Origin of the sequence: Helcococcus massiliensis (assembly GCF_900258485.1) — a bacterium.
GTDB lineage: Bacteria > Bacillota > Clostridia > Tissierellales > Peptoniphilaceae > Helcococcus > Helcococcus massiliensis.
In genome coordinates this window covers 34540-59028 of the sequence record NZ_OGVE01000004.1, presented here as the reverse complement: position 1 = coordinate 59028, position 24489 = coordinate 34540, and the positions used below count along the sequence as shown (strand labels likewise).

The 24489-nt window shown below is 28.2% G+C and carries 26 protein-coding genes; 25 read left to right on the top strand and 1 reads right to left on the bottom strand.

Features of this window, described 5'->3' with window-relative positions; genetic code table 11:
- Positions 1-212: 212 nt before the first annotated feature.
- From C4Q29_RS05050 to C4Q29_RS05030, 5 genes are read left to right on the top strand one after another with little or no spacing between them, the layout of a single operon-like run.
- Complete coding sequence (locus tag C4Q29_RS05050; RefSeq protein WP_103981727.1) at positions 213-419, top strand: helix-turn-helix domain-containing protein; 207 nt, start codon at positions 213-215, stop codon at positions 417-419.
- Positions 419-2044: an Eco57I restriction-modification methylase domain-containing protein gene (locus C4Q29_RS05045; protein ID WP_159459222.1), complete on the top strand. Its 1626-nt coding sequence runs from the start codon at positions 419-421 to the stop codon at positions 2042-2044. Before C4Q29_RS05050 ends, C4Q29_RS05045 begins: the two co-directional genes overlap by 1 nt.
- Complete coding sequence (locus tag C4Q29_RS05040) at positions 2041-3162, top strand: DNA cytosine methyltransferase (RefSeq protein WP_103981725.1); 1122 nt, start codon at positions 2041-2043, stop codon at positions 3160-3162. The genes C4Q29_RS05045 and C4Q29_RS05040 overlap by 4 nt, the downstream gene beginning before the upstream one ends.
- Complete coding sequence (locus C4Q29_RS05035) at positions 3140-5005, top strand: McrB family protein (RefSeq protein ID WP_200813128.1); 1866 nt, start codon at positions 3140-3142, stop codon at positions 5003-5005. The genes C4Q29_RS05040 and C4Q29_RS05035 overlap by 23 nt, the downstream gene beginning before the upstream one ends.
- Before the next feature lie 3 nt (positions 5006-5008).
- Entirely contained in the window at positions 5009-6292 is a 1284-nt protein-coding gene (locus C4Q29_RS05030) for an LlaJI family restriction endonuclease (protein WP_103981724.1), read from the top strand.
- 1 nt (position 6293) lies between these two features.
- On the opposite strand, the gene C4Q29_RS05025 is transcribed toward C4Q29_RS05030, so the two are convergent.
- The gene (locus C4Q29_RS05025) at positions 6294-7493 is read right to left on the bottom strand and encodes a CGNR zinc finger domain-containing protein (RefSeq protein ID WP_103981723.1); all 1200 of its coding nucleotides are present in this window, start codon (positions 7491-7493) and stop codon (positions 6294-6296) included.
- Positions 7494-7944: 451 nt separating this feature from the next.
- On the opposite strand from C4Q29_RS05025, the gene C4Q29_RS05020 reads away from it, so the two are divergent.
- The 20 genes from C4Q29_RS05020 to C4Q29_RS04935 all read left to right on the top strand — a co-directional run bounded on the left by C4Q29_RS05020 (position 7945) and on the right by C4Q29_RS04935 (position 24446).
- Positions 7945-8469: a sigma-70 family RNA polymerase sigma factor gene (locus C4Q29_RS05020; RefSeq protein ID WP_103981722.1), complete on the top strand. Its 525-nt coding sequence runs from the start codon at positions 7945-7947 to the stop codon at positions 8467-8469.
- A 199-nt stretch (positions 8470-8668) separates the two neighbouring features.
- A complete protein-coding gene (locus C4Q29_RS05015; RefSeq protein WP_103981721.1) occupies positions 8669-8851 on the top strand; it encodes a hypothetical protein in 183 nt (60 codons plus the stop codon).
- A gap of 301 nt (positions 8852-9152) precedes the next feature.
- Entirely contained in the window at positions 9153-9629 is a 477-nt protein-coding gene (locus C4Q29_RS05010) for a sigma-70 family RNA polymerase sigma factor (protein WP_159459221.1), read from the top strand.
- Positions 9630-9731: 102 nt separating this feature from the next.
- Positions 9732-9908: a hypothetical protein gene (locus tag C4Q29_RS06350; protein ID WP_159459220.1), complete on the top strand. Its 177-nt coding sequence runs from the start codon at positions 9732-9734 to the stop codon at positions 9906-9908.
- Positions 9841-10122: a hypothetical protein gene (locus C4Q29_RS05005; protein WP_103981719.1), complete on the top strand. Its 282-nt coding sequence runs from the start codon at positions 9841-9843 to the stop codon at positions 10120-10122. Before C4Q29_RS06350 ends, C4Q29_RS05005 begins: the two co-directional genes overlap by 68 nt.
- Positions 10119-11237, top strand: coding sequence for a DUF2800 domain-containing protein (locus C4Q29_RS05000; protein WP_103981718.1), 1119 nt, complete (start codon positions 10119-10121; stop codon positions 11235-11237). Before C4Q29_RS05005 ends, C4Q29_RS05000 begins: the two co-directional genes overlap by 4 nt.
- 1 nt (position 11238) lies before the next feature.
- Entirely contained in the window at positions 11239-11790 is a 552-nt protein-coding gene (locus C4Q29_RS04995; RefSeq protein ID WP_200813127.1) for a DUF2815 family protein, read from the top strand.
- Positions 11791-11800: 10 nt separating this feature from the next.
- The gene (locus C4Q29_RS04990; protein ID WP_103981716.1) at positions 11801-12019 is read left to right on the top strand and encodes a hypothetical protein; all 219 of its coding nucleotides are present in this window, start codon (positions 11801-11803) and stop codon (positions 12017-12019) included.
- Positions 12016-13947 carry a DNA polymerase gene (locus tag C4Q29_RS04985; protein ID WP_103981715.1) on the top strand — a complete coding sequence of 644 codons (1932 nt, stop codon included), beginning with the start codon at positions 12016-12018 and terminating at the stop codon, positions 13945-13947. The genes C4Q29_RS04990 and C4Q29_RS04985 overlap by 4 nt, the downstream gene beginning before the upstream one ends.
- A 13-nt stretch (positions 13948-13960) precedes the next feature.
- On the top strand, positions 13961-14350 hold the full coding sequence (locus tag C4Q29_RS04980) for a DUF7768 domain-containing protein (RefSeq protein WP_103981714.1): 390 nt from the start codon (positions 13961-13963) through the stop codon (positions 14348-14350).
- A complete protein-coding gene (locus C4Q29_RS04975) occupies positions 14350-16578 on the top strand; it encodes a phage/plasmid primase, P4 family (protein ID WP_103981713.1) in 2229 nt (742 codons plus the stop codon). Before C4Q29_RS04980 ends, C4Q29_RS04975 begins: the two co-directional genes overlap by 1 nt.
- Before the next feature lie 136 nt (positions 16579-16714).
- Complete coding sequence (locus C4Q29_RS04970) at positions 16715-16996, top strand: VRR-NUC domain-containing protein (RefSeq protein WP_103981712.1); 282 nt, start codon at positions 16715-16717, stop codon at positions 16994-16996.
- Positions 16997-18340, top strand: coding sequence for a DEAD/DEAH box helicase (locus C4Q29_RS04965; RefSeq protein WP_103981711.1), 1344 nt, complete (start codon positions 16997-16999; stop codon positions 18338-18340).
- 48 nt (positions 18341-18388) lie between these two features.
- A complete protein-coding gene (locus C4Q29_RS04960) occupies positions 18389-18826 on the top strand; it encodes a DUF1492 domain-containing protein (RefSeq protein WP_103981710.1) in 438 nt (145 codons plus the stop codon).
- A 226-nt stretch (positions 18827-19052) separates the two neighbouring features.
- Positions 19053-19412 (top strand): DUF3139 domain-containing protein, encoded by a 360-nt coding sequence (locus C4Q29_RS04955; RefSeq protein ID WP_159459219.1) that lies wholly within the window; start codon positions 19053-19055, stop codon positions 19410-19412.
- A gap of 383 nt (positions 19413-19795) precedes the next feature.
- A complete protein-coding gene (locus tag C4Q29_RS06345; RefSeq protein WP_159459218.1) occupies positions 19796-19948 on the top strand; it encodes an ATP synthase subunit epsilon domain-containing protein in 153 nt (50 codons plus the stop codon).
- 181 nt (positions 19949-20129) lie between these two features.
- Positions 20130-20903, top strand: coding sequence for an ABC transporter ATP-binding protein (locus C4Q29_RS04950; protein WP_103981708.1), 774 nt, complete (start codon positions 20130-20132; stop codon positions 20901-20903).
- Positions 20893-22932 (top strand): FtsX-like permease family protein, encoded by a 2040-nt coding sequence (locus C4Q29_RS04945; protein ID WP_103981707.1) that lies wholly within the window; start codon positions 20893-20895, stop codon positions 22930-22932. Before C4Q29_RS04950 ends, C4Q29_RS04945 begins: the two co-directional genes overlap by 11 nt.
- A 364-nt stretch (positions 22933-23296) precedes the next feature.
- On the top strand, positions 23297-23956 hold the full coding sequence (locus C4Q29_RS04940) for a nucleoside phosphorylase (RefSeq protein ID WP_234994049.1): 660 nt from the start codon (positions 23297-23299) through the stop codon (positions 23954-23956).
- 49 nt (positions 23957-24005) lie between these two features.
- Positions 24006-24446, top strand: a complete 441-nt coding sequence (locus C4Q29_RS04935) for a PPC domain-containing DNA-binding protein (protein ID WP_103981706.1) — start codon at positions 24006-24008, stop codon at positions 24444-24446.
- The last annotated feature ends 43 nt before the right edge of the window (positions 24447-24489 follow it).

The following is a 24489-nucleotide window of genomic DNA, read 5'->3' as shown; positions in this document are numbered from 1 at the left end:
TTTTTAAATAGAAACAAAACAAAGCACTTTGATGAAGGATTGGGAGATTTCATCCTTATTCAAGGCTATTGAGAGTATATGGATTGATAGAACAATTTAAAAACGTTAATGACAGGTAAATGTAGCTAAATAACAACTAATAACATTAAATCAATTGATAAAAAAATGTGTTCAAGCTATAATTATTACAGATTATAGAAACGAGGTTATAAATGAGCGATATTAATAAAAATCAATTTATAGATAAGTGGATTAGTATTGATGAAGCTGCAGAGTATTTAAGCGTCAAGCCAGTAACTATCAGATCTTGGATAAGAAAAGGGAAGGATATTCCAGCTCATAAAATAGGACGTCAGTGGAAATTTAAATGTTCAGAACTTGACGAATGGGTAAAGAGCGGGAATAGTGCAATCAAATGATGAAAAATATTAGTGAAAATATAATAATCCAAGAAACGTTGAATATCATTTATCAATATATTAATAATAACTATAGTGATAAAGAGATTAAAAAGATAAACAAAGAACTAAATGTTTTATGTGATATTTCTAAGGTCAAATTTTCTAAAACAGAGTCTATTGGATATGAGACTGCTCAAAAAATGTTATCTTCAATTAATGAAAAAGAGAAAATAAGAAAGATTAAAGGAGTATATTATACGCCACATGATTTGATAAGATTTATTGCAATAAATACAATCAAGCTACATTTTGGAATATTAAATAATAATAATCTTCATGTACTAGATTTAAATGGAGTACCATATAGAAAGTTCTGTTTTGAAAAAACATTATTTGATCCAACTTGTGGAGCTGGTGAGTTTTTGCTTGTTGCTGCTGAACTTAAATTTGATGTATTAGAACTTCATAGAAAAAATATAACAAATGGTAACATCAAAAATATTTTGTCAACAATATATGGTAACGATGTTAATCCTGAATCTACTTTAATAGCACAATTACGATTATTTTTATTTGTACTAAATAGATATGGTGCAGAAAAAATTAGAGGCATAAGCTCAATTTTATTAGCTAATTTTTATTGCTATGATTTTATTACTAGCCCAAATGAAAATGATAAGTATGATTTAATTGTTGGCAATCCTCCTTATGTAGAAGACACGAAGAGTGGATTGTCCCTCAATAAAAGATATGGAAATATTTATGCTAATACTTTAGAAAATTCTTCATTGAAAGTAAATAATTTAGGAGTAATAGGATTTGTTATACCTCTATCATATATATCTACTCCAAGAATGAAAGAAATCAGAACGGTTATTAATGAAAACATGAATGAACAATATATACTTAGTTATTCAGATAGGCCAGATAGTTTATTTGTTTCAGTACATCAAAAATTATGTGTAATATTTGCAAAAAAAGATAGTAAATATCCAGCTTTATACACAGGAAATTATCAATATTGGTATAAAGATGAAAGAGAGGCATTGTTTGACAATACAATGTCATATAAAAATAATTTTGCTGAAACAAAATTTATTCCTAAACTAGGCACAGAACTAGATTCAAAAATATATGAAAAAATAATTAATAATGAAAAATCTTTATTATCAAAAATGAAATCTGGAGATGCCTCAATATTCCTAAATATGAGAGCTGCATTTTGGATTAAAGCTTTTATGAATTTTCATGAAGGATCTGAGTATAAAGAATATAAGGTAAATAAAGAGGCAAAATATTTTATAATGTGTTTATTAAATTCATCATTGTTTTGGTGGCATTGGATTGCAGTTTCTGATTGTTGGCATATAACAATGAAAGAATTAGAGAATTTTAAGATTCCGAATAAAATAAAATATTCAGATTTTAAGGGTTTGGCTATTGAATTAGAGCAAAAACTCGAAGAAACAAAATTATATGTGGGAACAAAACAAACTGAGTATGAATATAAGCATAAGGAATGTATAGATATAATACATGAAATAGATGACATTATTAATAAATCATTTAATTTAACCGAAGAGGAGAGTATTTATATAAAAAACTTTGCTCTCAGATATAGAATAGGAGGTGGTGCTAAGTGAAAGCTATTGATTTATTTGCTGGATGTGGTGGACTATCATTAGGATTTATTAAAAATGGATATGAAATCACAACCGCAGTAGAGTTTGATAGGAGCATAGCGGAAACTTATAAAAAAAATCATGAAGGAGTAAATGTCATAGTTGATGATATTAAAAATATAGATACTTCTGAAGTTTTTAAAAAAAATGACGCTGATGTAATAATTGGAGGACCACCTTGCCAAGGATTTTCAATGGCTGGAGCACGAATAAGGAATGGATTTATTGATGATCCTAGAAATTATTTATTTAAGCATTATTTTAATGTTGTGAAGAAAGTAAAGCCTCAAGTTTTTATTATGGAGAATGTTAAGGGATTACTTACTATGCACAATGGAGAAATTTTTAAGGAGATAGTAAGTTCATTTAGTGATCCTAATCTATTAGATGGGGAACCGTACCATATTAACTATAAATTAGTAAAAGCAGTTGATTTTGGAATTCCTCAAAAAAGAGAACGTGTAATTATAGTAGGAAGTATATATAATAATTTTAATTTTGAAGAATTATGGTTGGATACAATAGAAGATATTAAGAAAGAGATTCCAAATTATTTTGATTCTGTTACTGTAAAGGATGCTATTGGGAATTTAGGTAATACTACTGAAGATGGGATTAGTAAACTAAATGAAGAGCAAAGCGAATATGAAAAATTTCTATCAAATGGAAAAAACATAGTAACAAACCATAATAAAACTAATCATTCAAAGGTTGCAATTGAAAGAATGAGTAAGATAAAGTCTGGAGAGAACTTTAAATCTTTAAATGAAGAGATAAAATCAGTTCATAGTGGTGCTTATGGAAGATTGTCTTGGGATAGTCCAGCTCAAACGATAACAACAAGGTTTGATACTCCTGCAGGAGGTAGATTTATACATCCGGTGGAGAATAGAACCTTATCACCTAGAGAGGCAGCTAGAATACAAAGCTTTCCAGATGATTTTATTTTTTACGGTAATAAAACTTCAATAGGTAAACAAATAGGAAATGCTGTGCCACCAAAAATTTCTTATTTTTTATCTAGATTAGTAGACAAAATAATAGAGGAGGGAAAAAATGAATCCAATACTACAAAATAAATTTGATGAATTAAGCAAAGCATCTGATTATGAGTGTTGGTATTTAGTTAAACAACCAACCGATTTTGGAAATTTATGTTATTTGGTGTCTTTTTTAGAAGAATACAAAAATGATTCTGGCGGCTTAAATCTTCAAGACTTTATTAGTAAAAAAATTGGGGAATTAGCTGAAGAAAAACCAGGCATTATAATTTCTAATAACTATAGAGCATTAAGAGTAGCTGCATATTTTGGATTAATCCTTATGACATCAAAATCTTATGAAGATTCAATTATAACGGATACTTTCTATGAAATAAAAAAGAGAACTAATGGTAATTTTGAGAATATTGATATTTATATTGACATTATTCAAAGACAAATAGAGAAGATGTATATTAGTTCTGATGTTGATGAGCAGAAAGATAAAGTTAGAAAAGATTATAGGCTATATCCTGTAATGTTACTGTATAAAGTGTTGCTTGAAATCGGTAGATCAACAGGTGCTTATTCAATAAATATAGCAGAATATAAGTATTTAGTTGCAACAACAAAAAAATTTGAAGATTTCTTAGATACTTTACTTTTAATAAAATTATTTAGAGAAGATTCAGAATATAATAATATTTTTGATCAATTTAGAAATAAGTTTGATAATAGGTTAATACAGGCTTTAAAACAATTACCTACTCTTAATATAGATAAAAATTCAATTAGTATTGTAGAATCTATGATAGATGAAGTTTCAAAAAAAGTATTTATTTTTGAGAAAAATCCTAATATTTTTCTGACAGATAATTATTTGGAATTTCTTGGATCAACAAAAAGTTTATTTGACCTTGGAGTTGATACTGAATTAAAGAAATATAAAGTTAATGGAGATGTTCAGAGGGAAGAAGGTGGAAAAAATATACTGCTATATGGTGTACCAGGTTCAGGTAAAAGCCATACAATTAAAATAGATTATTGTGAAGATGAATCTAAAATTGAAAGAGTTGTATTTCATCCAGATTATATGAACACTGATTTAATTGGGCAAATTCTTCCTACAATTAAAGAAGATGGAATGATAACTTATGAATTTACATCTGGTCCATTCACAAAAATTTTAAAGAAAGCATATGAAGATCCATCAAATAAATACTATCTGGTTATCGAGGAGATTAACAGAGGTAATGCCCCTGCAATATTTGGAGAGGTATTTCAATTACTGGATAGAGATAAAAACGGTAATAGCACATATGGAATAACAAACGAGAATATATCTAGAATAGTTTATGATAACCCAAATCAATTAATATCAATTCCTTCAAATCTTTGGATTTTAGCAACTATGAATACCGCAGATCAAAATGTATTTACGTTGGATACAGCATTTCAAAGACGTTGGATTATGAGGATGATAAAGAATGATATAGAATCTTCTGAACATGCAAATATGGAAATACTTGATACTGGTGTAACATGGAAAATATTTGCTGAAACAATAAATAACCAGATAATATCAAGCAACTCTGCGACTATGTCATCAGAAGATAAGAGATTAGGAGCTTACTTTATTACGGAAGAAATACTACTAGAAGATAAAGAAAACATGTCTAAGGAAAACTTTAACTGTTTATTTGCAGAAAAAGTAATCAAATATCTTTGGGATGATGCGTTTAAATTTGGTAGAGAAAAATTATTTAATCCTGAATATAAAAGTCTTGAGAAAATTATAGAAGAGTTTTCAGATAATAATGGTTTTAAGAGATTTGATATTTTTGAAACATCTATAAAAGATATCTTAAAAGATAAGGTTCAAATTCATGAAGAACAAGAAGAAATAGAAGAGGAAGAGTTAGAGAGAAATTCAGAGGAGTAATGTATGGAAGATTTTATTAATGTTAATCCAGATACTCCATTAACTGAATATTGTAGAAATGCTAGTAATAGAGAGGGCGATACTTTTGTAGGTATTAAATCTGAATATGTTGATGGAAATCATTCATTATCGATACATTTTCCGATAGGATTTGAAATTTCTAAAAATGAAGAAATAGTTAGAGATGATATTATCAGCCTAATTTCTGTTTTACAAGTTTATAATGATCAACAATCTAGAATTTCAAAAATAATGCCAGAACAGGTTCTAAAGACAGTGAGATTTCCTGTTCAAGCATATTTTACAGTTTTAGCAGACTTTTTGAATAATGGATATTATCAAATTACAGAAGAACAATATAAACAAGGTATAGCTGGACCAATAAGTTGGTCAAGAACAATAAAAATGGAAACACCGATAGCCCAAACAAATGGCGTAGTCTACACCAAATATAGGGTAAAGCATCATAATGAAACGGACAAGGACTTAATAACAGAAATTAATAAGTATTGTGTGTATCAGAGTTATTTAAGGCTAGGTTGGATTTATAAATTATCTTTACCTCCAAAGCCTAATAGAAGAAGGGAAATAAATGTATATCAAAATTATATAGAAAGTGCCTTATTAAGAACAAATAGAGATAAAGATAAACAATTATTTTCCGCTATGGCAGATATACTAAATTTTGAGAATAATGCCAATGATCCTGACCAATTTTATTTTGGTACTAATAGATTTGAGTATATTTGGGAGAAACTAATCCAAGAAACTTATGGCAATGTAAGGAAAGAAGATTATTTTCCAAAAACAAAATGGAGGCTAAAATTTGGTTCTGAGAGTGATAATACAGCACTTGAACCAGATACAGTAATGAAAGAATCTGACGATATCTACATATTAGATGCTAAATATTATAAATATGGTATTACACAAAATCCGCGAGATTTACCTAATTCAAGTTCTGTTAATAAACAAATCACATATGGAGAACATGTTATAAATGAGAAAGTAAGAGATGGAGAAGGCGTATATAATGCATTTTTAATGCCATATGACTCTGAAAGACAACCATATAACCAAGAAGAGGGTCATTATTATTCAGTAGGTGAAGCCGTATCAAGTTGGAAACCATCAAATGAAAATTATCAAAGAGTACAGGGAATTTTAGTAGATATTAAGTTTTTAATAAAAAATTTAATAAAGCCGAATAACAATGAAATAGTTAAACTATCTAATGCAATTAAAGAAAGTTTAGAAGAAAATATTAAAAAAGAGCAGCTTAAGTAAATTACTTTTGCTGCTCCCTTTTTTTTCGTTGATATCGCCTTTGATTTACTATGTTGCCACATGTAAATGAATCACAATATTTTTTTTTAGAGTTGGTTTTAGATACTTCAAAATATTGATTACATGTTGGATTTGCACATTTTCTTAACCCTACTTGAGAAGAGTCAAGATAAAACAAAGAGAAATACATAGCACTAAACAATGATGGAAGTTTCCAATCAGGTTTCATATCTAAAACATTATATACGGGATGTACGGATTTTAGATTATTTTGAAACTCTTCACTTAATAATAATTTTGATGTATAAATCAGTGCATCAAAGATTTGTTTATTTTGTTTTAAATCCTTATATAATTCATCATTGAATATCCCATCGAGGGTTATGTTATACATATCAAATGGAGATAAATCAAATACTAAATGATAAAGGAAATCAGAAACTTTATGCCATTTATGATTTTTTACGAGCTGATTTTTATTCTTATATACTCTTAATAGTTTTTTACACCAATTTGGGAGTCTTTCATGTTGTAGAATTTTTAAATACTTTTCTTGATCAATCTTAATCGTAGTTTCAAAAACAGAATCGTAGATTTCAAAGTATCCTATTTTTTGCCCATTTCTGTCTTCGTACTTTAACCCTTCTATACCATCGTTATGATTTATAGAATTATTAACAATATTCATTATGTAATTTTGTTTTGTTTCAAAAACAATACTATCATTTATTTTAATTGTTTTAGGTTCTCTAAATAAAAGAAATATACAAGCATCTAAAAGTTCTTGTGTATTGATGGAATTCTTAAAATCTATATCATATTGGTTGTTCATCAGTTGAACAAATGCTAAAAGACTTTCTTGTAAGTAATATAAATCAGATGTATTTATAGATGTATACCTATCAGGATTTGTATTAAATAAAAAGCCATATTTTTCAAAGTACGACTTGTAAGATTCAATGTCGTCTTTTTTTATGCCTAAAAACTCTCCAAGTACATTATTTTTTTCTCTCTTTTTTCTATCTCCTAAAACTTTTAACCCTGAACCATAAATATATCCCATTTTTATAGTTTGATCTTTTGTTTCCTTAAGAGCAATTCTTTTTATTAAATTTCCACTCATGTCATCAATGACACTTTCAATATCACATGCACAACTATTATTTTCAAAAGTAAATTGTGTTAAAAATTCTCTTTCCATCGATATCACCTTATAAGTAATTATTTAAATTTTTCTAATTATATATGAAATTATATCACATAAAAATATAAAGTATCACATTATTAATAAAAAATATAATAAGCAAAATGCTGGAGTTATATTACATATAAAAAAATGGGAGAATATACATGTAATAGCTTATGTAATAAATATGAAAGGAGTAATAATTTATGATCAAAGTATAAAAAGTAAATTGAAAATTCAGGAATAGATGATGAAATATAACAAACTGTAAAAGAGCATAAGCATTGCAAAAAATAACATAAAATATTTTAGCCTTACGGCGCGCGACGTTTGGCGAGGATAAAAATAATAAGTATCACTTTAAGGGTAATTTGACACTTATTATTAATTCTCGCTTATTAGTCGTGCGCTTTTAAGTTTGATTGTCCTCGCCAAATGGCAGTAGCCAAGGCGGAAAGGATAATCAATGAAAAATAAAGCCAAAGTTGTTGAATTAGAAGTAACAGATGAAATAATAAGAGATTTTGGAATAGATTCAAAGGAAGTTAAAATATTAAAACATGGTAGTAGGTTTGTAAAATGCATTTTAGTAGAAACTACTGAAGAGGTATACAAGGCATATATGCAATTAGAGTGGAGAGAAGATAAAAGAAGATATAGACGTAGTCAAGAAGATATAATTTCTTCAAAAAAGATGCCAGTATCAATTGATGTAGAAGATGAAGATGGAAATAAAATAGCAATAAGGGATAATTTTAATTTAGAAAAAGATATATGTCTTAAAGAATTTTTTAATGAGTATCTAAAATTTTTAGGAGATGTCAATGATGTTGATATGAAAATAATTAGACTATCTTATGAAGAAGGTCTTTCTCAAAGAGAAATCGCTAAAATAGTTAAATTATCTCAAAAAACAGTAAGTAATAGATTAAAAAAATATAGAGATATATTAGTAGAAAATTTTAAAGATTATAAAGATTTAATTAGTTAAAAAAATGTAAAAAATACAAAGACAGATATTCCAAATAGTATAGGAGAATCTGTCTTTTAAATTTAATATACGGCTTGACGAACAAATGTTCTTTTTCGTATAATGAATTTATCAAATAAACGACTAGGTGTGAGGTCGTTAGCAAAAATTAACCCACTTAAAGCCTCGCTAATATCAATTTTTTAAGGGGAATGTAGATATGAGAAGAATACCAATAAGAGTTAATAGTAGGAAGAACAAACCAAGAATACTTGATTATGTATGCGGTGATAATGGTGAGGAGCATATTGAATATAAAGTGAATCAAGTTGTAAAAAGAATTAAGTTATCTGATTTTGAAGGTCAGATAAAAGCAGCTAAAAAAGTAGAAAAGTTAAAGTAAAACTACCGAGCAAGAGAGCCAAAAGAGTTACCAAATAGCCGGAGTTATTTTATAGACAAAAGTTTATGAAATAACTCTGGCTTTTTTTTATTACAAATAAATCTTATGCCTGATTACGTATAAGGGCGCTGAGATACAACATATAGGAATGGAAAGTAAACACTTTCTATCTTAAATGAAGTACCTCTTCTTTCTTATACCTAATTTTAGGCTAGTAATTAAGGATTGGTGCTATCAAACATCAATCCTATTTTTGTCCTGCGCCCTTTGTAATTAGCAAATTACAGAAAGGATGCAAAAAATGGACAAAAAAAGATTTTTAGATATTGATGGTTTAGAAGTTGAAGTTACTGAAGAGGTTTACAAGGAATATATGAGACCTATTTGGAGGGAAGAAAAAAGAGTTCAAAGACTCTACAAAGATTTTAATAATACCAATGAATTATATACAAAATCAAGGTCATTAAAAGAAGGATTTATTGAAGAGGTTAAAGGTCTACATCTTTCACTAGATCAAGCTTTAGAAAATTCTAGCTTTGAACCAGAGGATTTAGAAGATGTATTCTTAGAAACTTCATACTTAATTTTACTTGAACAATTGTATGAAGTATTAAAAACCTTTACGGAAAAAGATATGAAGATTATGAAACTTCATTTAATAAATGAATTTAGTCAAAGAGAAATAGCAAAAAAACTAGGTATTTCTCAAAAGACAGTAAGTAACAGGATAAAAAAATTACTTCCTCAAATACAAGAAAAATTAAAAAATTGGATTTAGATTACTCAAAAAAGACTTAGATGTCCTAGGGATAGTGAGAGGTGAGAAAACTTACTCAAATATAACCTAGATGTCCTAGGGATAGTGAAAGGAGGAAATCTAATGCCAAAAGAAAAGATAGATGAAATGGCAGCAACCTTATTTGCAATATCAGTAGTAACAAAAAAACTAGCAAAAGATGTATTAAAAGAAAGCATGGAAGGAGTAAAAAATGTCAAGAATAAAGATGCTAAAAGAAATCAAAGAAGAAGCAGAAAGTCTTGCAACAAGCATTGGTAATTTTCTTATAAGTATTGAAGATGAAAGTGTAGATAAAAAAGAAGAAAAGAAAATTAGTATTGAAGAGGTAAGAAAAATATTAGCAGATAAATCAAGACTTGGTCATACAAAAGAAATTAGAGAATTGCTTTCAAAGTATGGAGCAAAAAAATTATCTGAAATTGACCCTTCAAATTATAAATCTCTACTTAAAGATGTAGGAGAGATTAAATGAGCGATCATGCAATATTATCAGCATCATCAAGTTCAAGATGGATAAATTGTCCGCCAAGTGTAAGACTTAATCAAAAATATAAAGAAGAAACAAGTATTTATGCTATTGAAGGATCATGTGCTCATAGGTTAGGTGAAAACAAAATAAATAAAAGACTTGGTAGAAAAGCAGACTTAAATATTTCTGATTTAGATTTTTACAATGAAGAAATGGAAGGCTACACAACAGATTATGCAAATTTTGTAATGGAGGAAATCTCAAAAGTAGATGATCCAATAGTATTAGTAGAACAAAGACTTGATTTATCTAGTTTTGCTAAAGATTCATTTGGAACTGCTGACTGCATTATAGTATCAGAAAAAACAGTACATGTTATTGATATGAAATACGGGATGGGAGTTTTAGTTGATGCAAACAACAATACTCAACTAATGCTTTATGGACTTGGAGCATTAAATCTGTTTGATGGAATTTATGATATCGAAACTGTAAAGCTTACAATTTTTCAGCCTAGACGAGAAAACATCTCAAGCTTTGAAATAAGTGTAGATGATTTATATAAATGGGCCAAAGAAATAGTTATGCCAATGGCAAATTTAGCATATAAGGGCGAGGGAGAATTTAAGGTTGGAAATTGGTGTAGATTTTGTAAAGCAAAAAATACTTGTAGAAAAAGAGCTGAGTATTGTTTAGAAATAGCAAAAGATGAATTTAAAAATCCGGATGAGCTTGAAGACTATGAAATAGAAAAAATTCTAAAAAGAGTTGATGAGATGGAATCTTTTATTTCTGATATAAAGTCTTATGCACTAGATTTAGCCCTAAAAGGTAAGAAGTGGCAAGGCTTTAAGCTTGTTGAAGGAAGAAGTAGCAGAAGATATATAAATGAAGAAAGTGTAATTAATAAAGTTAAAGAAATGGGGCTTGATCCATATGAAAAGAAAATTTTAGGAATTACAGCCATGACTAAATTAGTAGGAAAGACAAAATTTGAGAAAGAACTAGGTGACTTACTTATAAAGCCAAAAGGAAAGCCAACCTTAGTAAAAGACTCAGATAAAAGAAAAGAATTAAATATAGAAACTGTACAAGATGAATTTAAGGAGGAGAAATAATATGACAACTGTAAGAAAAACAAAGGTAGTAACTGGAGAAGTAAGACTTAGCTATGTAAATTTATGGGAACCAAAAGCTAGTTTAGCTGGTGGAAAAGAAAAATATTCAGCATCAGTAATAATACCAAAATCAGATAAAAAGACACTTGAAGCAATACAAAAGGCAATAGATGCAGCAATTGAAGAAGGTATCGGTAAATTTGGAGGCAAAAAGCCAAATCCTAAAACTATTAAGTTACCTTTAAGAGATGGAGATGAAGAAAGAGATGATGAAGCATACAAAAATTCATATTTCTTAAATGCTAATTCTATCACCCAGCCTCAAATAGTAGATAGAAGGGTTCAACCAATAGTAGAAACATCTGAAATATATTCAGGAATTTATGCTAGGGTTTCACTTAACTTTTATGCCTTTAACACAAATGGTAATAAAGGAGTTGCTGTTGGGCTTGGAAATGTACAAAAGCTAAGAGATGGAGATCCACTAGGTGGAAGAACAAATGCATCAGATGACTTTGATTCTCTAGATGAAGAAGATGACTTTTTATCATAGGAGGTAGTAAATGAACATTGTTTTACAAGGTGTAATAACTGTAATTTTAGTAATTATGGTGATGATGGGAGCTAGTAGTTTTGTAGATACTTTATTTAGTATAAGAAGAGCAAAACTTGAAGAAAAAGAATTGAGTAAGAAAACTTTAATAGAACTAAAAAGAGCACAAGAAGGAATATTATCTGAATTAAGAGAGATAAAAACCATCCTTAGAGTTAATGGAAAATGAAAAAAATAAGCATAGACATTGAAACATATTCTTCAGTAGATTTAGGAAAATCTGGAGCATATAAATACGCAGAGAGTGAGGATTTTGAAATCCTCCTCTTTGCATACTCCATAGATGATAAAAAAGTTCAGGTTATAGACTTAAAAAAAGGAGAGATAATTCCTAAAGAAATACTATCAGCTCTTAGTGATGAAAATATAGAAAAATGGGCATTTAATGCAAATTTTGAAAGAGTCTGTCTATCAAGATATCTAAATAAAAAACTTGAACCTAAAGGTTGGTATTGCACCATGATTTGGTCTGCATACTTAGGACTTCCTTTATCACTTGAAAAGAATGGAGAAGTTTTAAAACTTGATAAACGAAAAATGAATGAAGGTAAATCTCTTATTAGATATTTTTCTATTCCTTGTAAACCAACTAACACTAATGGTATGAGGACAAGAAATCTACCACATCATGATCTAGAAAAGTGGAGGACTTTCAAGGAATATAACATAAGAGATGTGGAAACAGAAATGGAAATAAAAAAGAAACTGTCAGCTTTTCCTCTTCCTAAATCAGAATGGAGTAACTATTGGTTAGATCAAAATATCAATGATAGAGGGATTTTAATAGATGATATTTTAGTTGATTCATCGATTATATTTGATGAAATTTTAAGGAAAGAGAATATGAATAGGGCAATAAAATTAACTGGTCTTGAAAATCCAAACTCTCCTTTACAATTAAAAGAATGGCTAAATAAAAAAGGTTTAGAGATAGATTCCCTATCTAAAAAAGATGTAAAAAAAGCTCTAAAAAATGCTAAAGGTGATATTAAAGAAGTCCTAGAACTAAGATTAGAATTATCTAAATCTTCTGTAAGAAAATATGATGCTATGAAAAATGTAAAAGGAAAAGATAACCGTGCAAGAGGCCTTATACAATTTTATGGAGCAAATAGGACTGGTAGATATTCAGGAAGATTAATTCAAGTTCAAAATCTTAGGAGAAATAATCTAAATGATTTAGAACTTGCAAGAAATCTAGTAAGAAATAAAGAATTTAAAACCTTAGAAATGTTATATGACTCATCATCTGATGTTTTATCTCAACTAATTAGAACAGCTTTTATCCCAAAGAAAGGATCAAGATTTATAGTATCAGACTTTTCAGCAATTGAAGCACGTGTTCTTGCATGGCTTGCAGGAGAACAATGGGTTTTAGATGCCTTTAAAAATGGTGAGGATATTTATTGTAAAACAGCATCGAGAATGTTTGGAGTAAATGTTGAAAAACATGGAGAAAATTCTCATTTAAGACAAAAAGGAAAGATTGCTACTTTAGCCTGTGGTTATCAAGGTGCATTAGGAGCACTTAAGGCGATGGGAGGAATTGAGATGGGGTTATCTGAAGATGAACTTCAATCAATAGTTAATTCTTGGAGAGAGGCAAATCCTAACATAGTTAATTTATGGTGGGATATTGACTCAATTGTAAAAAGAGTAGTTAAGACAAAAGGTAAAGAAAAATATAAAAATCTAGTTATTAGCTATGAAAAAGGGATTTTATTTATTGAACTTCCTTCAAAAAGAAGGCTTTCTTATCCAAAGGCAAGAATAGGTATGAATAGATTTGGTGGAGAGTCAATAGTTTATGAAGGAATAGTTGTTGGAAATAAGTGGGAAAGACAAGAATCCTATGGTGGTAAGTTTGTGGAAAATATTATCCAAGCTATAGCAAGAGATATTTTAGCTGAGGCTATGATGAGGTTAGAAAAAAGAGGATTTAATATCGTTATGCATATTCATGATGAAGTTGTAATAGAAACAGATTCATCAAGTATTGAAGAAGTTAATAAAATTATGTCCATAATACCTAGTTGGGCTAAAGGTTTAATACTTGATGCAGATGGATTTGAATGTGAGTTTTATAAAAAAGATTAGTGGAGGTAGGTTAATGAATAAAGAATTATATAACAATAGTGGATGTAAAGATCCAACACCATATGAGGCAATAAAAAACATAGAAAGAGATAAATACTATCCCTTAGTATATATCTGTAGTCCCTTTTCAGGAGATATAAAAAACAATATAGATAAAGCAAGAAAGTATTCTAGATATGCATTAGATAAAGGAAATATTCCAATAGCTCCACATCTTTTATTTCCTCAATTTATGAGTGATAAAACTGAGAGAAAACTTGCTATGCGTTTTAATTATGTTCTTCTTGGTAAATGTAGGGAAGTGTGGGTGTTTGGAAATTATATAAGTCCTGGAATGAGTGATGAGATAAATATTGCTGTGAAAAGAAACATGATAATTAAACATATAAAGGAGGTGGATTAATGAAAATATATGCCTCAAATTTAATAGGAGTAGAGTCAAATTGTATCTATCAAGAAGAGATAGATGTAATAGATATTAGGTCATTTGAAAAAGCAGCAAGCTATGACCATGTAATGGCTAGATATAAAAACAATTATAGGTCAAATGATAATTTCATAGAATCTGATTGTATCCCTATGGATATAGATAATGACCATTCAGAAAATCCATCAGACTGGATTTCTACTAAAGACTTAAAGAAAATATTTGATGGAGTAAAATTTTTTATTGTATATAGTAGAAACCATAAAAAAGAGAAGAATAACAAATCTGCAAGACCTAGAATGCACATATACTTTCCAATTAAAAAAGTTACTAATCTTAAAGAGTATGTAGGATTAAAAGAAAGACTTTCAACTAATTATACTTTTTTTGATGGTAATGCCTTAGATGGAGCAAGATTTTTCTTTGGTGTTAAAAACCCTGTAGTTGAAATAGTTAGAGGAAATAAATATATAACTGATATCTTAAATGATGACTTTGAAGATTTTGATAATTCAAAAGATTTAATAAAAGAAGGATCTAGAAATCCTACAATGAATCATTTTGCAGGTAAGGTTTTAATTCGTTATGGAAATACAGATGAAGCAAGAAAATTATTTGATAAAAAAGCAAGTTTTTGCTCACCACCTTTGGAAGATGATGAATTAGAAAAATTATGGAAATCAGCTTGTAAATTTTATAAAAAAATAGCTTCTAGTGAAGGATATGTTCCACCTGAAAAATATACTGAAGATGTAAATTTAAGACCTTCTGAATTTTCAGATATAGGTCAAGCAGAGGTTTTTGTTAGAGAATATAAGGATAAAATTCGTTTTTCTCCATCGACAGGATTTCTTGTTTACAACGATTCCTACTGGGAAGAGTCAGAATTAAAAGCACAGGGTTATTCTCAAGATTTAGTATTAAAGCAAATAGAAGAAATAGATAATGAATTTATGAAGATGGAAGAAGAAATTAAAAACTCAGGTATAAGAGAAATTTTATCTTCTATGAGTGAGAAAAAAGCTATGGAGATTTTTAATCAACAACAAAAAATTCTATATTACAAGTTAACAGAACTTCAAGCATATAAAAAATATGCTGTTAAAAGAGGTGATACAAGGGCTATTCATGCAACACTAAAAGAATCAAAACCAATGCTTGAAATAGACCAAAGGAAGTTAGATACAAATGAGTTTTTACTAAATACACCATCATTTACAGTTGATTTAAAAACTGGAGAAAAAAGAGAGCATAATGCAGATGATTATATAACAAAAGAAACTCTAGTTGATCCAAGTGATAAAAATATAGATTTATGGCTTGATGCCTTAGATACTTTTTTTGTAAAAGATAAAGAGTTGATAGACTATGTTCAAAAAGTAGCAGGTATATCTCTTATTGGAAAAGTATATATAGAGGCTCTTATTATTGCTTATGGAGATGGAAGAAATGGAAAATCTACATTTTGGAATACTATATCAAGAGTATTAGATTTATATAGTGGGTCAATCTCTGCAGATATACTAACAGTTAATTCAAAAAGAAATGCAAAGCCAGAACTTGCAGAAACAAGAGGAAAAAGACTTTTAATTGCAGCAGAGCTTCAAGAAGGGTTAAGACTTAATACTTCAAATGTAAAACAGCTTTGTTCTACAGATGAAATTGTAGCAGAAAAGAAATATCGAGATCCCTTTAAGTTTATACCTTCTCATACCCTAGTTCTTTATACTAACCACCTACCAAGGGTTGGTGCTTTGGATGAAGGAACCTGGAGAAGACTTATTGTAATTCCTTTCGAGGCAAAAATTCAAGGTAGTAGTGATATAAAAAACTACACTGATTATTTAGTAGAAAATGCTGGGGGAGCAGTTCTCAAGTGGTTAATCGATGGAGCTAAAAAAGCCATAGATGAAGATTTTAAATTTAATCTTCCTAAAAAAGTATCTGATGCTATCAATGAATATAAAGAGTCAAATAACTGGTTCAAGCATTTCTTAAATGAATGCTGTGAGATTGATTCATCATATGAAGAAAAATCTGGGGAAGTCTATCAAGAATATAGAGCTTATTGTTTAAGAATTGGAGATTATGTAAGGTCGACAACTGATTTTTACTCTGCTCTTTCATCCCATGGATTTAATAGAGTAAAACTTCGAGATGGAATTAAGATTCAAGGGCTAAAACTAAAAAGTGAATTTGTGTAAATTTAGCCATTGTGCAAGTCTCGAAAGTCTTATATATAACTATTATATAGTAAGTAAATAAATTTAGTATATATATAAAGGTAATAGAATAGACCTTCGAGACCTTCACACAATTGTTAGAAAGGTTGAAATATAAGTGTTAGAAAGAAAAATAGAAAAAGCCTTAGTGGATAAAGTAAAACTTCATGGAGGATTATGTCTTAAATTTATATCTCCTTCAATGACAGGAATTCCAGATAGAATAATACTTCTTCCAAAAGGAAAGGTTGGATTTGTAGAAACAAAAAAACCTAAAGGAGAGCCAAGACCAATCCAGAAGAAAAGAATAAAGCAATTTAAAGACTTAGGATTTAAGGTTTATGTTCTTGATGATAAAAAAGACATTGATGAAATAATAAAAAATATAGGAGGTAGATAATTGAAATATACTCCACATAAATATCAAACCTACGCTACAGAGTTTATAAAAGAAAAGAAAGAGTCTGCACTACTACTTGATATGGGACTTGGTAAGACGGTTATAAGCTTATCAGCTATAAAAGATTTATTATTTGATTCTTTTGAAATTTCTAAAGTATTAATTATAGCGCCTTTAAGAGTAGCTAGAGATACTTGGAAGGAAGAAATAGAAAAATGGTCTCATCTTGATATTCTAAAATACTCGGTAGTTATAGGTAGTGAAAAAGAAAGGATAAAAGCTTTAGATGAAAAAGCAGATATATATCTTATAAATAGAGAAAATATTGACTGGTTAGTTAATAAAAGTGGTTATTCTTTTAATTTCGATATGATTGTCATTGATGAATTATCTTCATTCAAGTCTCATAAGTCTAAAAGATTTAAGGCTTTAATGAAAGTAAGGCCAAAGGTAAAAAGAATAGTAGGTCTAACAGGAACTCCATCTTCAAATGGTCTTATGGATTTATGGGCTGAGTTTAGATTACTTGATATGGGAGAGAGACTTGGAAGATTTATTGGTCAATATAGAGAAATCTATTTTAGACCTGACAAAAGAAATGGGATGATTATATATTCATATAAACCACTTAAATTTGCTGAAGATTTAATTTATAAAAAAATATCTGATATTACAGTATCTATGAAAGCTGAAGATTATCTAAATATGCCTGAAAAAATTAATAATGAAGTATTTGTAAATCTATCGGATAAAGAAAGAAGTATCTATGATACCTTAAAAAATGATTTAGTTGTTAGTATAAAAGACAAAGACATAGATGCAGTAAATGCTGCAGCTTTATCAAATAAACTTCTTCAAATGGCAACAGGATCTGTTTATGATGAAGACAAAAATATTATTCATATCCATGATAAAAAACTTGATGCATTAGAAGATTTAATTGAAGGAGCAAATGGAAAACCAGTATTAATAGCTTATTGGTATAAATCAGATATAAAAAGAATAAAAGAAAGATTTGATGTAAGAGAACTTAAGACAAGTAATGATTTTAAGGATTGGAATCAAGGTAAAATTCCTATAGCTATAATACATCCAGCATCAGCAGGACATGGACTTAATCTTCAAGCTGGAGGATCAACTTTAATTTGGTTTTCTTTAACTTGGTCATTAGAACTTTATGAACAAACCAATGCAAGACTTTATAGACAAGGTCAGAAAGAGTCAGTAGTAATTCATCATATACTTACTAAAGGAACAATTGATGAAGATGTTATAAAAGCTTTAGAAAACAAAGAAAAAAACCAAGCTGCACTTATAGATGCAGTAAAAGCAAACTTAAAATGAGTAGAGGTTCTATGGAGAACTTACCTCAAAAAATATTGGAGGTAAGAAATGAACGCAAAAGAGTATTTAAAACAAGCATTTTATTTAGATAAAAGAATTAATAGTAAATTAGAACAGGTTGAAAACTTAAATGTATTAGCTACTAAAGCTACATCAACTTTGTCCGATATGCCTAAAAATCCTAATAGAAATATATCAAGACTTGAAGATACGATAGTAAAAATAATAGACCTTCAAGAAGAAATTAATAAAGACATTGATAAGTTGGTGGATTTGAAAAGAGAAATAGCAAATTCAATTTATAAACTTGATGATAAGGAAGAACAAACAGTTTTAGAAAAAAGATATCTTTGTTTTGATTCGTGGGAACAAATAGCTGTGGATATGAATTATTCAATTCAGTATTGTTTTAAAGTTCATAAAAGGGCGCTTTTAAAACTAGAGGATAATAATGGAGCAAATAATATAAAAGAAAGTAACAATTAATTTTTACATTAAAATTGTTACTTGATTAACAAGATATTTTTTGATAAAATTTTGTTATAAATATTTTTGGAGGAAATAATTAAAAGAATAAAAAAAATTATTACATTCATATTAGTTTTTGCTATTGTTATCACAAATATTAATATGGTATTTGCTGAAAATGTTGATGTATCTAACTTTATTTAGAAGGTGCAATCAAAAATTAAGAAGAAAAGGAGTATTAATTATGAGAAAATGGATAACAGGCTCAATAATTGCAATAATTATTTTAATACTTATATATATTTTATTTATTTCAAAAATTCTATTTGAAAAGAATGTAGACAAATACATATCAAGTGAAGGAATAAGTGCAGAAGAGATAATAGAAAAGAAAATATATAGAGATAGTAAGCAGGGAGGATATATTGCAAAAATAAGGTTTAAGAAGGATAGAAACTACAATTATATTTTTGAACTGCATGGATATAATCCGTTGAAATATTTTGATTATAACAATATAGATATTTCTATATATGACAATGAAAATGCAGAATATACTATAAGTAAAGTCTTAGAGAAACCAATTTATTTTATTGAAGATTAGAATAGAATAAATTTAGCTTGTGGAGTGTTTTTTTCATATGCTATCCCATATAATAAATAGTATTTTTCTCCAATAACATAACTGGCCACTTCAAATGCTCAAAATCTTTCCAATTTGCATTATCATTGTCTTTTTCTTCAATAAATTATATCATATCTTCTGATGTTGATATTTATTTCATGAACATTTAATCATTGTAAACGATAATAATACAAACAAAATTAATACTAGTATTTTTGCATATACTTCTACTAAATAAAATATTATCGTAGCATGATGTGTTAATCAATAGTTTAAATATATTAAATTGATGTACTAAATATTTATATGTAGTTAGAAATTTATAGAAAATTACTTAACGGTATAGATGTGAAGATCCGGAAATGATTGATATTAATGCTTTTAAAATAGCTAAAGCAGAAGCTCAAAGACAATTAAGAGAAAAAAGAAGTAGAGAAGAATTTCATAATGCTGAAGCCAATCTTTCAAGAACTTTTAGTAATTTAAATATGAAGAATAAAGAATTTAAGTATTAATTTATTTTGTCTTAACTTTTTGTTAATTTTCTTAATAAATTCTTATAAAAAACCCCTTATTTTTTATTTTACGCTAATATATAATAAATTTAATTTGTATATACAATATAAATTTGAAGCGTATTTTACAATATTCTTAGACTATATTGTAATGATTTAATAAAAAATAAGGGGTAAATTAATGGAAAGAATTTTAAACGTTAAAGACTTAAAAAAATATTATGGTAAGAACACAAATCTTACTAAAGCTTTAGATGGAGTTTCATTTGAAGTTGAAAAAGGAGAATTTTTAGGGATTATGGGAAGCAGTGGTTCAGGAAAAACTACTCTTTTAAATTGTTTAGCTACAATAATTAAACCTACTGAAGGAGTTATAGAAATTAAAAATAAAGACCTAACAAAACTTAAATCTTCAGAACTATCAGAATATAGAGGCAAAGAAATAGGTTATTTGTTTCAAAATTTTGAACTTTTAGATAATTTAACTGCAGAAGAGAACATTTTATTACCTATATCTTTACATAAAAAAAGTGATTTAGATGCTAAAAGAAGATTAAAATTATTAGCATCTTACTTAGATATTTCAGAGATACTAAATAAATTTCCGAGTCAAATGTCAGGTGGACAAAGACAAAGGATTGCTGCTGCACGTGCTTTAATATTAGATCCGGAAATAGTATTTGCTGATGAACCTACAGGTGCACTTGATTCTAAAAATGCAGATATGTTAATTAGAAAGCTAGCACAAATTAATGAAGAAGAAAATGCTACTATACTCATGGTTACTCATGATCCGATTGCTGCCAGTTTTTGTAAGAGGATATTATTTATAAAGGATGGTAAAATTTCTCATGAAATAAAAAGGAACAATTCATCAGAAACTCAAGAAGATTTTTATCAACGAATTTTGAATATGATGCCTAAACTAACTGGAGGTAATAAAAATGATTTCTAAACTAGCTTCTAGAAATAGTAAAAAAGACAGAATAAATAATGGATTATATTTTGGTTCAATGATTGTTTCTATTATATCTTTTTATATTATACTGTCTTTATCTAATCAAAATGTAATGATTTTTCTAAAAAGCATAGAAAGTGATGCTGTAGATAAGCTTTTATCTATAATTCCAATATTCTATATTGCTACATTATTTATTTTATTATTTGTTGTTTATTTTTCAAGTAAAATGCAATTAGAAAGAAGAAGAAAAGAATTTGGATTATATTTAATTTTAGGAATGAGAAGAAGTAAATTATTTTTAATGATATTACTTGAAGATTTATTTAATAGTATAATTGCTTTGGCAATAGGTCTTCCTACGGCCATTATAATTTCTGAGATTACAAGTATTTTTACTATTAAAATAATAGGCATTAATATTATAAGTCACAAATTTTCATTATCAGTAACTGGGGTTTTACTTACAATACTAGGATTTTTCTCAGTAAAATTAATCGCAAATATATTTTTAAGTTCAAGAATATCAACAAAGGAAATAGGAGATTTATTAAGAGATGAAGCTTCTGGCACAAAAAAGAAGCTGCCAAAAATAATCTATTTAATTATCTTTATATTAGGTTTATTTATTCTTGGTTTAGCGTATTTATTTGGAATAAGTGGACAAGCATGGGAGTCAATTAATAATATGGGTATTACAATTTTACTAGGAATTGTTGGTACAATCATGATTTTTTATGGATTAAGATTGTTTATTGAATTTATTGTAAAATTAGGTAAAAAAAGAAAACTGCATGTTTATAACTTCAGACAAATTCAAGAATTAGTTATTAATAATTCAACAAGTTTGGCTATATCCTCTTTATTAATATTTGTAGCATTATCTCTCTTTGGTGCTGGAGTTACTATTTCAACTAATAATAAGAATAATGACATTCATATATTTGATTATACATTTTATGATCATGAATCAGAGAATCAAGAAAATTTTGATTCCAAATTAATGAGAAATAAATTTTCGAAATTAGGATTAGAATCAAGTTTTTCTAATATTATTGATATTAAAATTGGAGAAATTAAGAACAATAGTAGAGTAACTTTTGAAAATATAGTTAGTGAATTAAATAAACTAGAATATACGGATGTTAAAGGGGATTTAATTAATAGATTTAGACAGTATGATTACTCTTATTTTATGCCCATTTCTGAGTATAATGAAGTTAGAAAACTAGCCAATTTACCTATATTGTCATTAAATGACAATGAAGCTTTATTATATATGGATAAAGAAATTGTTATTGGTGAAGAAATCATAAATACTATGTTGAAAAAAAGTCCAAAAGTAAAAGTTGGCGAAGATAATCTTGAACTTAAGGGAGAATTAGAAAGTTTAAATATGTTTGCTGATAGTTTACAAAATTATTCTATATTATTAATCGTAAATGATAATTATTTTAGTAAAAATATAAAAAATAATTATAGTAGTTATGTGAATGCTGTATTAAATCATGAATTAGTAGAGGACAAAGGATTAATGCAAAGTATATTAGATATTAATGAAAAGTTAGACAAAATATCTATTGGTTATGGAACATATTTGCAAGATTTTGGAAGACAATTGTTTTTCATAGTAGCTATAAGTTATCTAACAATATATCTATCTATAATACTTTTAGTTGTTGCTAATACAATTATTGGAGTTCAATTTTTAATGTGGCAAAGCAAATCACATAAAAGGTATAAAGTTTTGACTTATTTAGGGGCCGACAAAACAACGCTTCAAAAATCTACAAATAAACAAATAAACTGGTATTTTGGACTTACTATATTTATTGCTGTTATAAATAGTATTTTTGGTGTAGCATCTTTATTTTCTGGAATTCTACCATCTAGTGCTAAAGTAAATTTGATATATCAAATAAAAATAGCAATAATAATCATATTTTTATTATCTTTGGTTGAGCTAATATATATTAGTATTGTTAAGAAAAACAGTTATAAGTTCTTATCAGTGCTAGATGAATAGAATATAGATTAAAAAAATAGGAATTTCATAGTTCCTATTTTTATTTTGTCTAAATTTTAGACCCTATTATTTGCGAGAATTGTTAAATGATTATAAAATAAATTAAAAGTAACCTTATAAAAAATTTCGTCATAGATAATATGAGATAGGAGTGGACGATAAAAAATCGTATACTTATTTTTTTAATAGATGAGATGGCCATAATTGAAACAATTAATAAGCTAATTGAGAAGAGTATGTAAAATATAGAAAGGTTAAGCAAATAGGTAAAATTATGATAATAGACAGTTTTGATAAAGACACAGAGCCAGTTATAAGTTTAAAAGACTTTTATGGAGAAAAGAAAAATATTGCAGAATAATGCTTGATAATATTTTCGAAAAGCCTGCTAGATTATTTACTTGATAATTTTGAATGCCAAGAAAATGGAACTATAGAGGCTGCAAATGGGTCAAGGACAGTATATAAAAGCACCTTTGAAGGTCAAGAATTTGCATTTTATCTAACAATGATTGGTTCAGCCCTTGCCTCAACAGATTGTGTAGAAGTCAATTGGATTACAGGTGCAAATAAATTTATTATGTTTGGATCTTGTGGCAGCCTTGATAAGGAAAAAACTTTTGGAAGGTACATTATCCCCACTGAAGCTTATAGGGGTGAGGGAGCATCTTATTATTATGCAGCTCCTTCAGACTACATTAATATTAAAAATCACGATAAGCTCGAAGAGTTTTTTATCAAGGAGAAAGCTCCCTATACCAAGGGAAAGGTATGGACTACAGATGTTATGATTCGTGAAACTCGTGGACTTGTCTCAAGGAGAAAGTCTGAGGGATGTATAGCGGTAGAGATGGAACTTGCAGGTGTTCAAGCGGCTTGTGATTTTTATGGATTTGAGCTTTATAACTTTCTTGAAGCAGGTGATGTTTTAAATGAGAGTTCCTATGAAGTTGAAGGTCTCCATAGTGCCAACCATGATATTGGAAAGCTGTATTTAGCTTTAAAATTATTAAAAGAAATATAAGATAAATTATAATGAGATTATAAGAAATTAAATTAATGGAGGATAAACTATGGACTACAGAAAAATAAACGACACAGTATACATTAGAATGGATAAAGATGATGAGGTTATAGGATGTATTTTAGATGTCTGCAGGAAGGAAAAAATCATGTCTGCTATCTTCAGTGGTATTGGGGGATTGGGTGAGGCAGAAATACAGACACTTATACCAGAAACTAACGAGTTTGAGACTAGAACAATTAGCGGTATGCTTGAACTTGTATCTATGACTGGAAATGTTATTTCTGACGAATATGGAGAAATCTATCAACATACACACGCTATAGTTTCCTACAAAGAGGACGGAAAACACTGCGTTGCAGGAGGTCATATCAAATCACTTACAGTTTCTTATACCGCAGAGATTGAGTTAAGACCGGTTATAGGTGGAGTGATAAATAGAAAATATGATCCAGAAACAGGCACTGGATTTTGGAAGTTTGAAGACTGATTTTGCTGGATTGTAGATTTGATTAACAATTTTAAAGTTAGCT

Excerpts from the sequence above, each read along its gene's own strand:
- C4Q29_RS05050 (WP_103981727.1), top strand. The coding sequence starts at position 213 with ATGAGCGATATTAATAAAAATCAATTTATAGATAAGTGGATTAGTATT.
- C4Q29_RS05045 (WP_159459222.1), top strand. The coding sequence starts at position 419 with ATGAAAAATATTAGTGAAAATATAATAATCCAAGAAACGTTGAATATC.
- C4Q29_RS05035 (WP_200813128.1), top strand. The coding sequence starts at position 3,140 with ATGAATCCAATACTACAAAATAAATTTGATGAATTAAGCAAAGCATCT.
- C4Q29_RS05030 (WP_103981724.1), top strand. The coding sequence starts at position 5,009 with ATGGAAGATTTTATTAATGTTAATCCAGATACTCCATTAACTGAATAT.
- C4Q29_RS05025 (WP_103981723.1), bottom strand. The coding sequence starts at position 7,493 with ATGGAAAGAGAATTTTTAACACAATTTACTTTTGAAAATAATAGTTGT.
- C4Q29_RS05020 (WP_103981722.1), top strand. The coding sequence starts at position 7,945 with ATGAAAAATAAAGCCAAAGTTGTTGAATTAGAAGTAACAGATGAAATA.
- C4Q29_RS05015 (WP_103981721.1), top strand. The coding sequence starts at position 8,669 with ATGAGAAGAATACCAATAAGAGTTAATAGTAGGAAGAACAAACCAAGA.
- C4Q29_RS05010 (WP_159459221.1), top strand. The coding sequence starts at position 9,153 with ATGGACAAAAAAAGATTTTTAGATATTGATGGTTTAGAAGTTGAAGTT.
- C4Q29_RS06350 (WP_159459220.1), top strand. The coding sequence starts at position 9,732 with ATGCCAAAAGAAAAGATAGATGAAATGGCAGCAACCTTATTTGCAATA.
- C4Q29_RS05005 (WP_103981719.1), top strand. The coding sequence starts at position 9,841 with ATGTCAAGAATAAAGATGCTAAAAGAAATCAAAGAAGAAGCAGAAAGT.
- C4Q29_RS05000 (WP_103981718.1), top strand. The coding sequence starts at position 10,119 with ATGAGCGATCATGCAATATTATCAGCATCATCAAGTTCAAGATGGATA.
- C4Q29_RS04995 (WP_200813127.1), top strand. The coding sequence starts at position 11,239 with ATGACAACTGTAAGAAAAACAAAGGTAGTAACTGGAGAAGTAAGACTT.
- C4Q29_RS04990 (WP_103981716.1), top strand. The coding sequence starts at position 11,801 with ATGAACATTGTTTTACAAGGTGTAATAACTGTAATTTTAGTAATTATG.
- C4Q29_RS04985 (WP_103981715.1), top strand. The coding sequence starts at position 12,016 with ATGAAAAAAATAAGCATAGACATTGAAACATATTCTTCAGTAGATTTA.
- C4Q29_RS04980 (WP_103981714.1), top strand. The coding sequence starts at position 13,961 with ATGAATAAAGAATTATATAACAATAGTGGATGTAAAGATCCAACACCA.
- C4Q29_RS04975 (WP_103981713.1), top strand. The coding sequence starts at position 14,350 with ATGAAAATATATGCCTCAAATTTAATAGGAGTAGAGTCAAATTGTATC.
- C4Q29_RS04960 (WP_103981710.1), top strand. The coding sequence starts at position 18,389 with ATGAACGCAAAAGAGTATTTAAAACAAGCATTTTATTTAGATAAAAGA.
- C4Q29_RS04955 (WP_159459219.1), top strand. The coding sequence starts at position 19,053 with ATGAGAAAATGGATAACAGGCTCAATAATTGCAATAATTATTTTAATA.
- C4Q29_RS06345 (WP_159459218.1), top strand. The coding sequence starts at position 19,796 with ATGATTGATATTAATGCTTTTAAAATAGCTAAAGCAGAAGCTCAAAGA.
- C4Q29_RS04950 (WP_103981708.1), top strand. The coding sequence starts at position 20,130 with ATGGAAAGAATTTTAAACGTTAAAGACTTAAAAAAATATTATGGTAAG.
- C4Q29_RS04945 (WP_103981707.1), top strand. The coding sequence starts at position 20,893 with ATGATTTCTAAACTAGCTTCTAGAAATAGTAAAAAAGACAGAATAAAT.
- C4Q29_RS04935 (WP_103981706.1), top strand. The coding sequence starts at position 24,006 with ATGGACTACAGAAAAATAAACGACACAGTATACATTAGAATGGATAAA.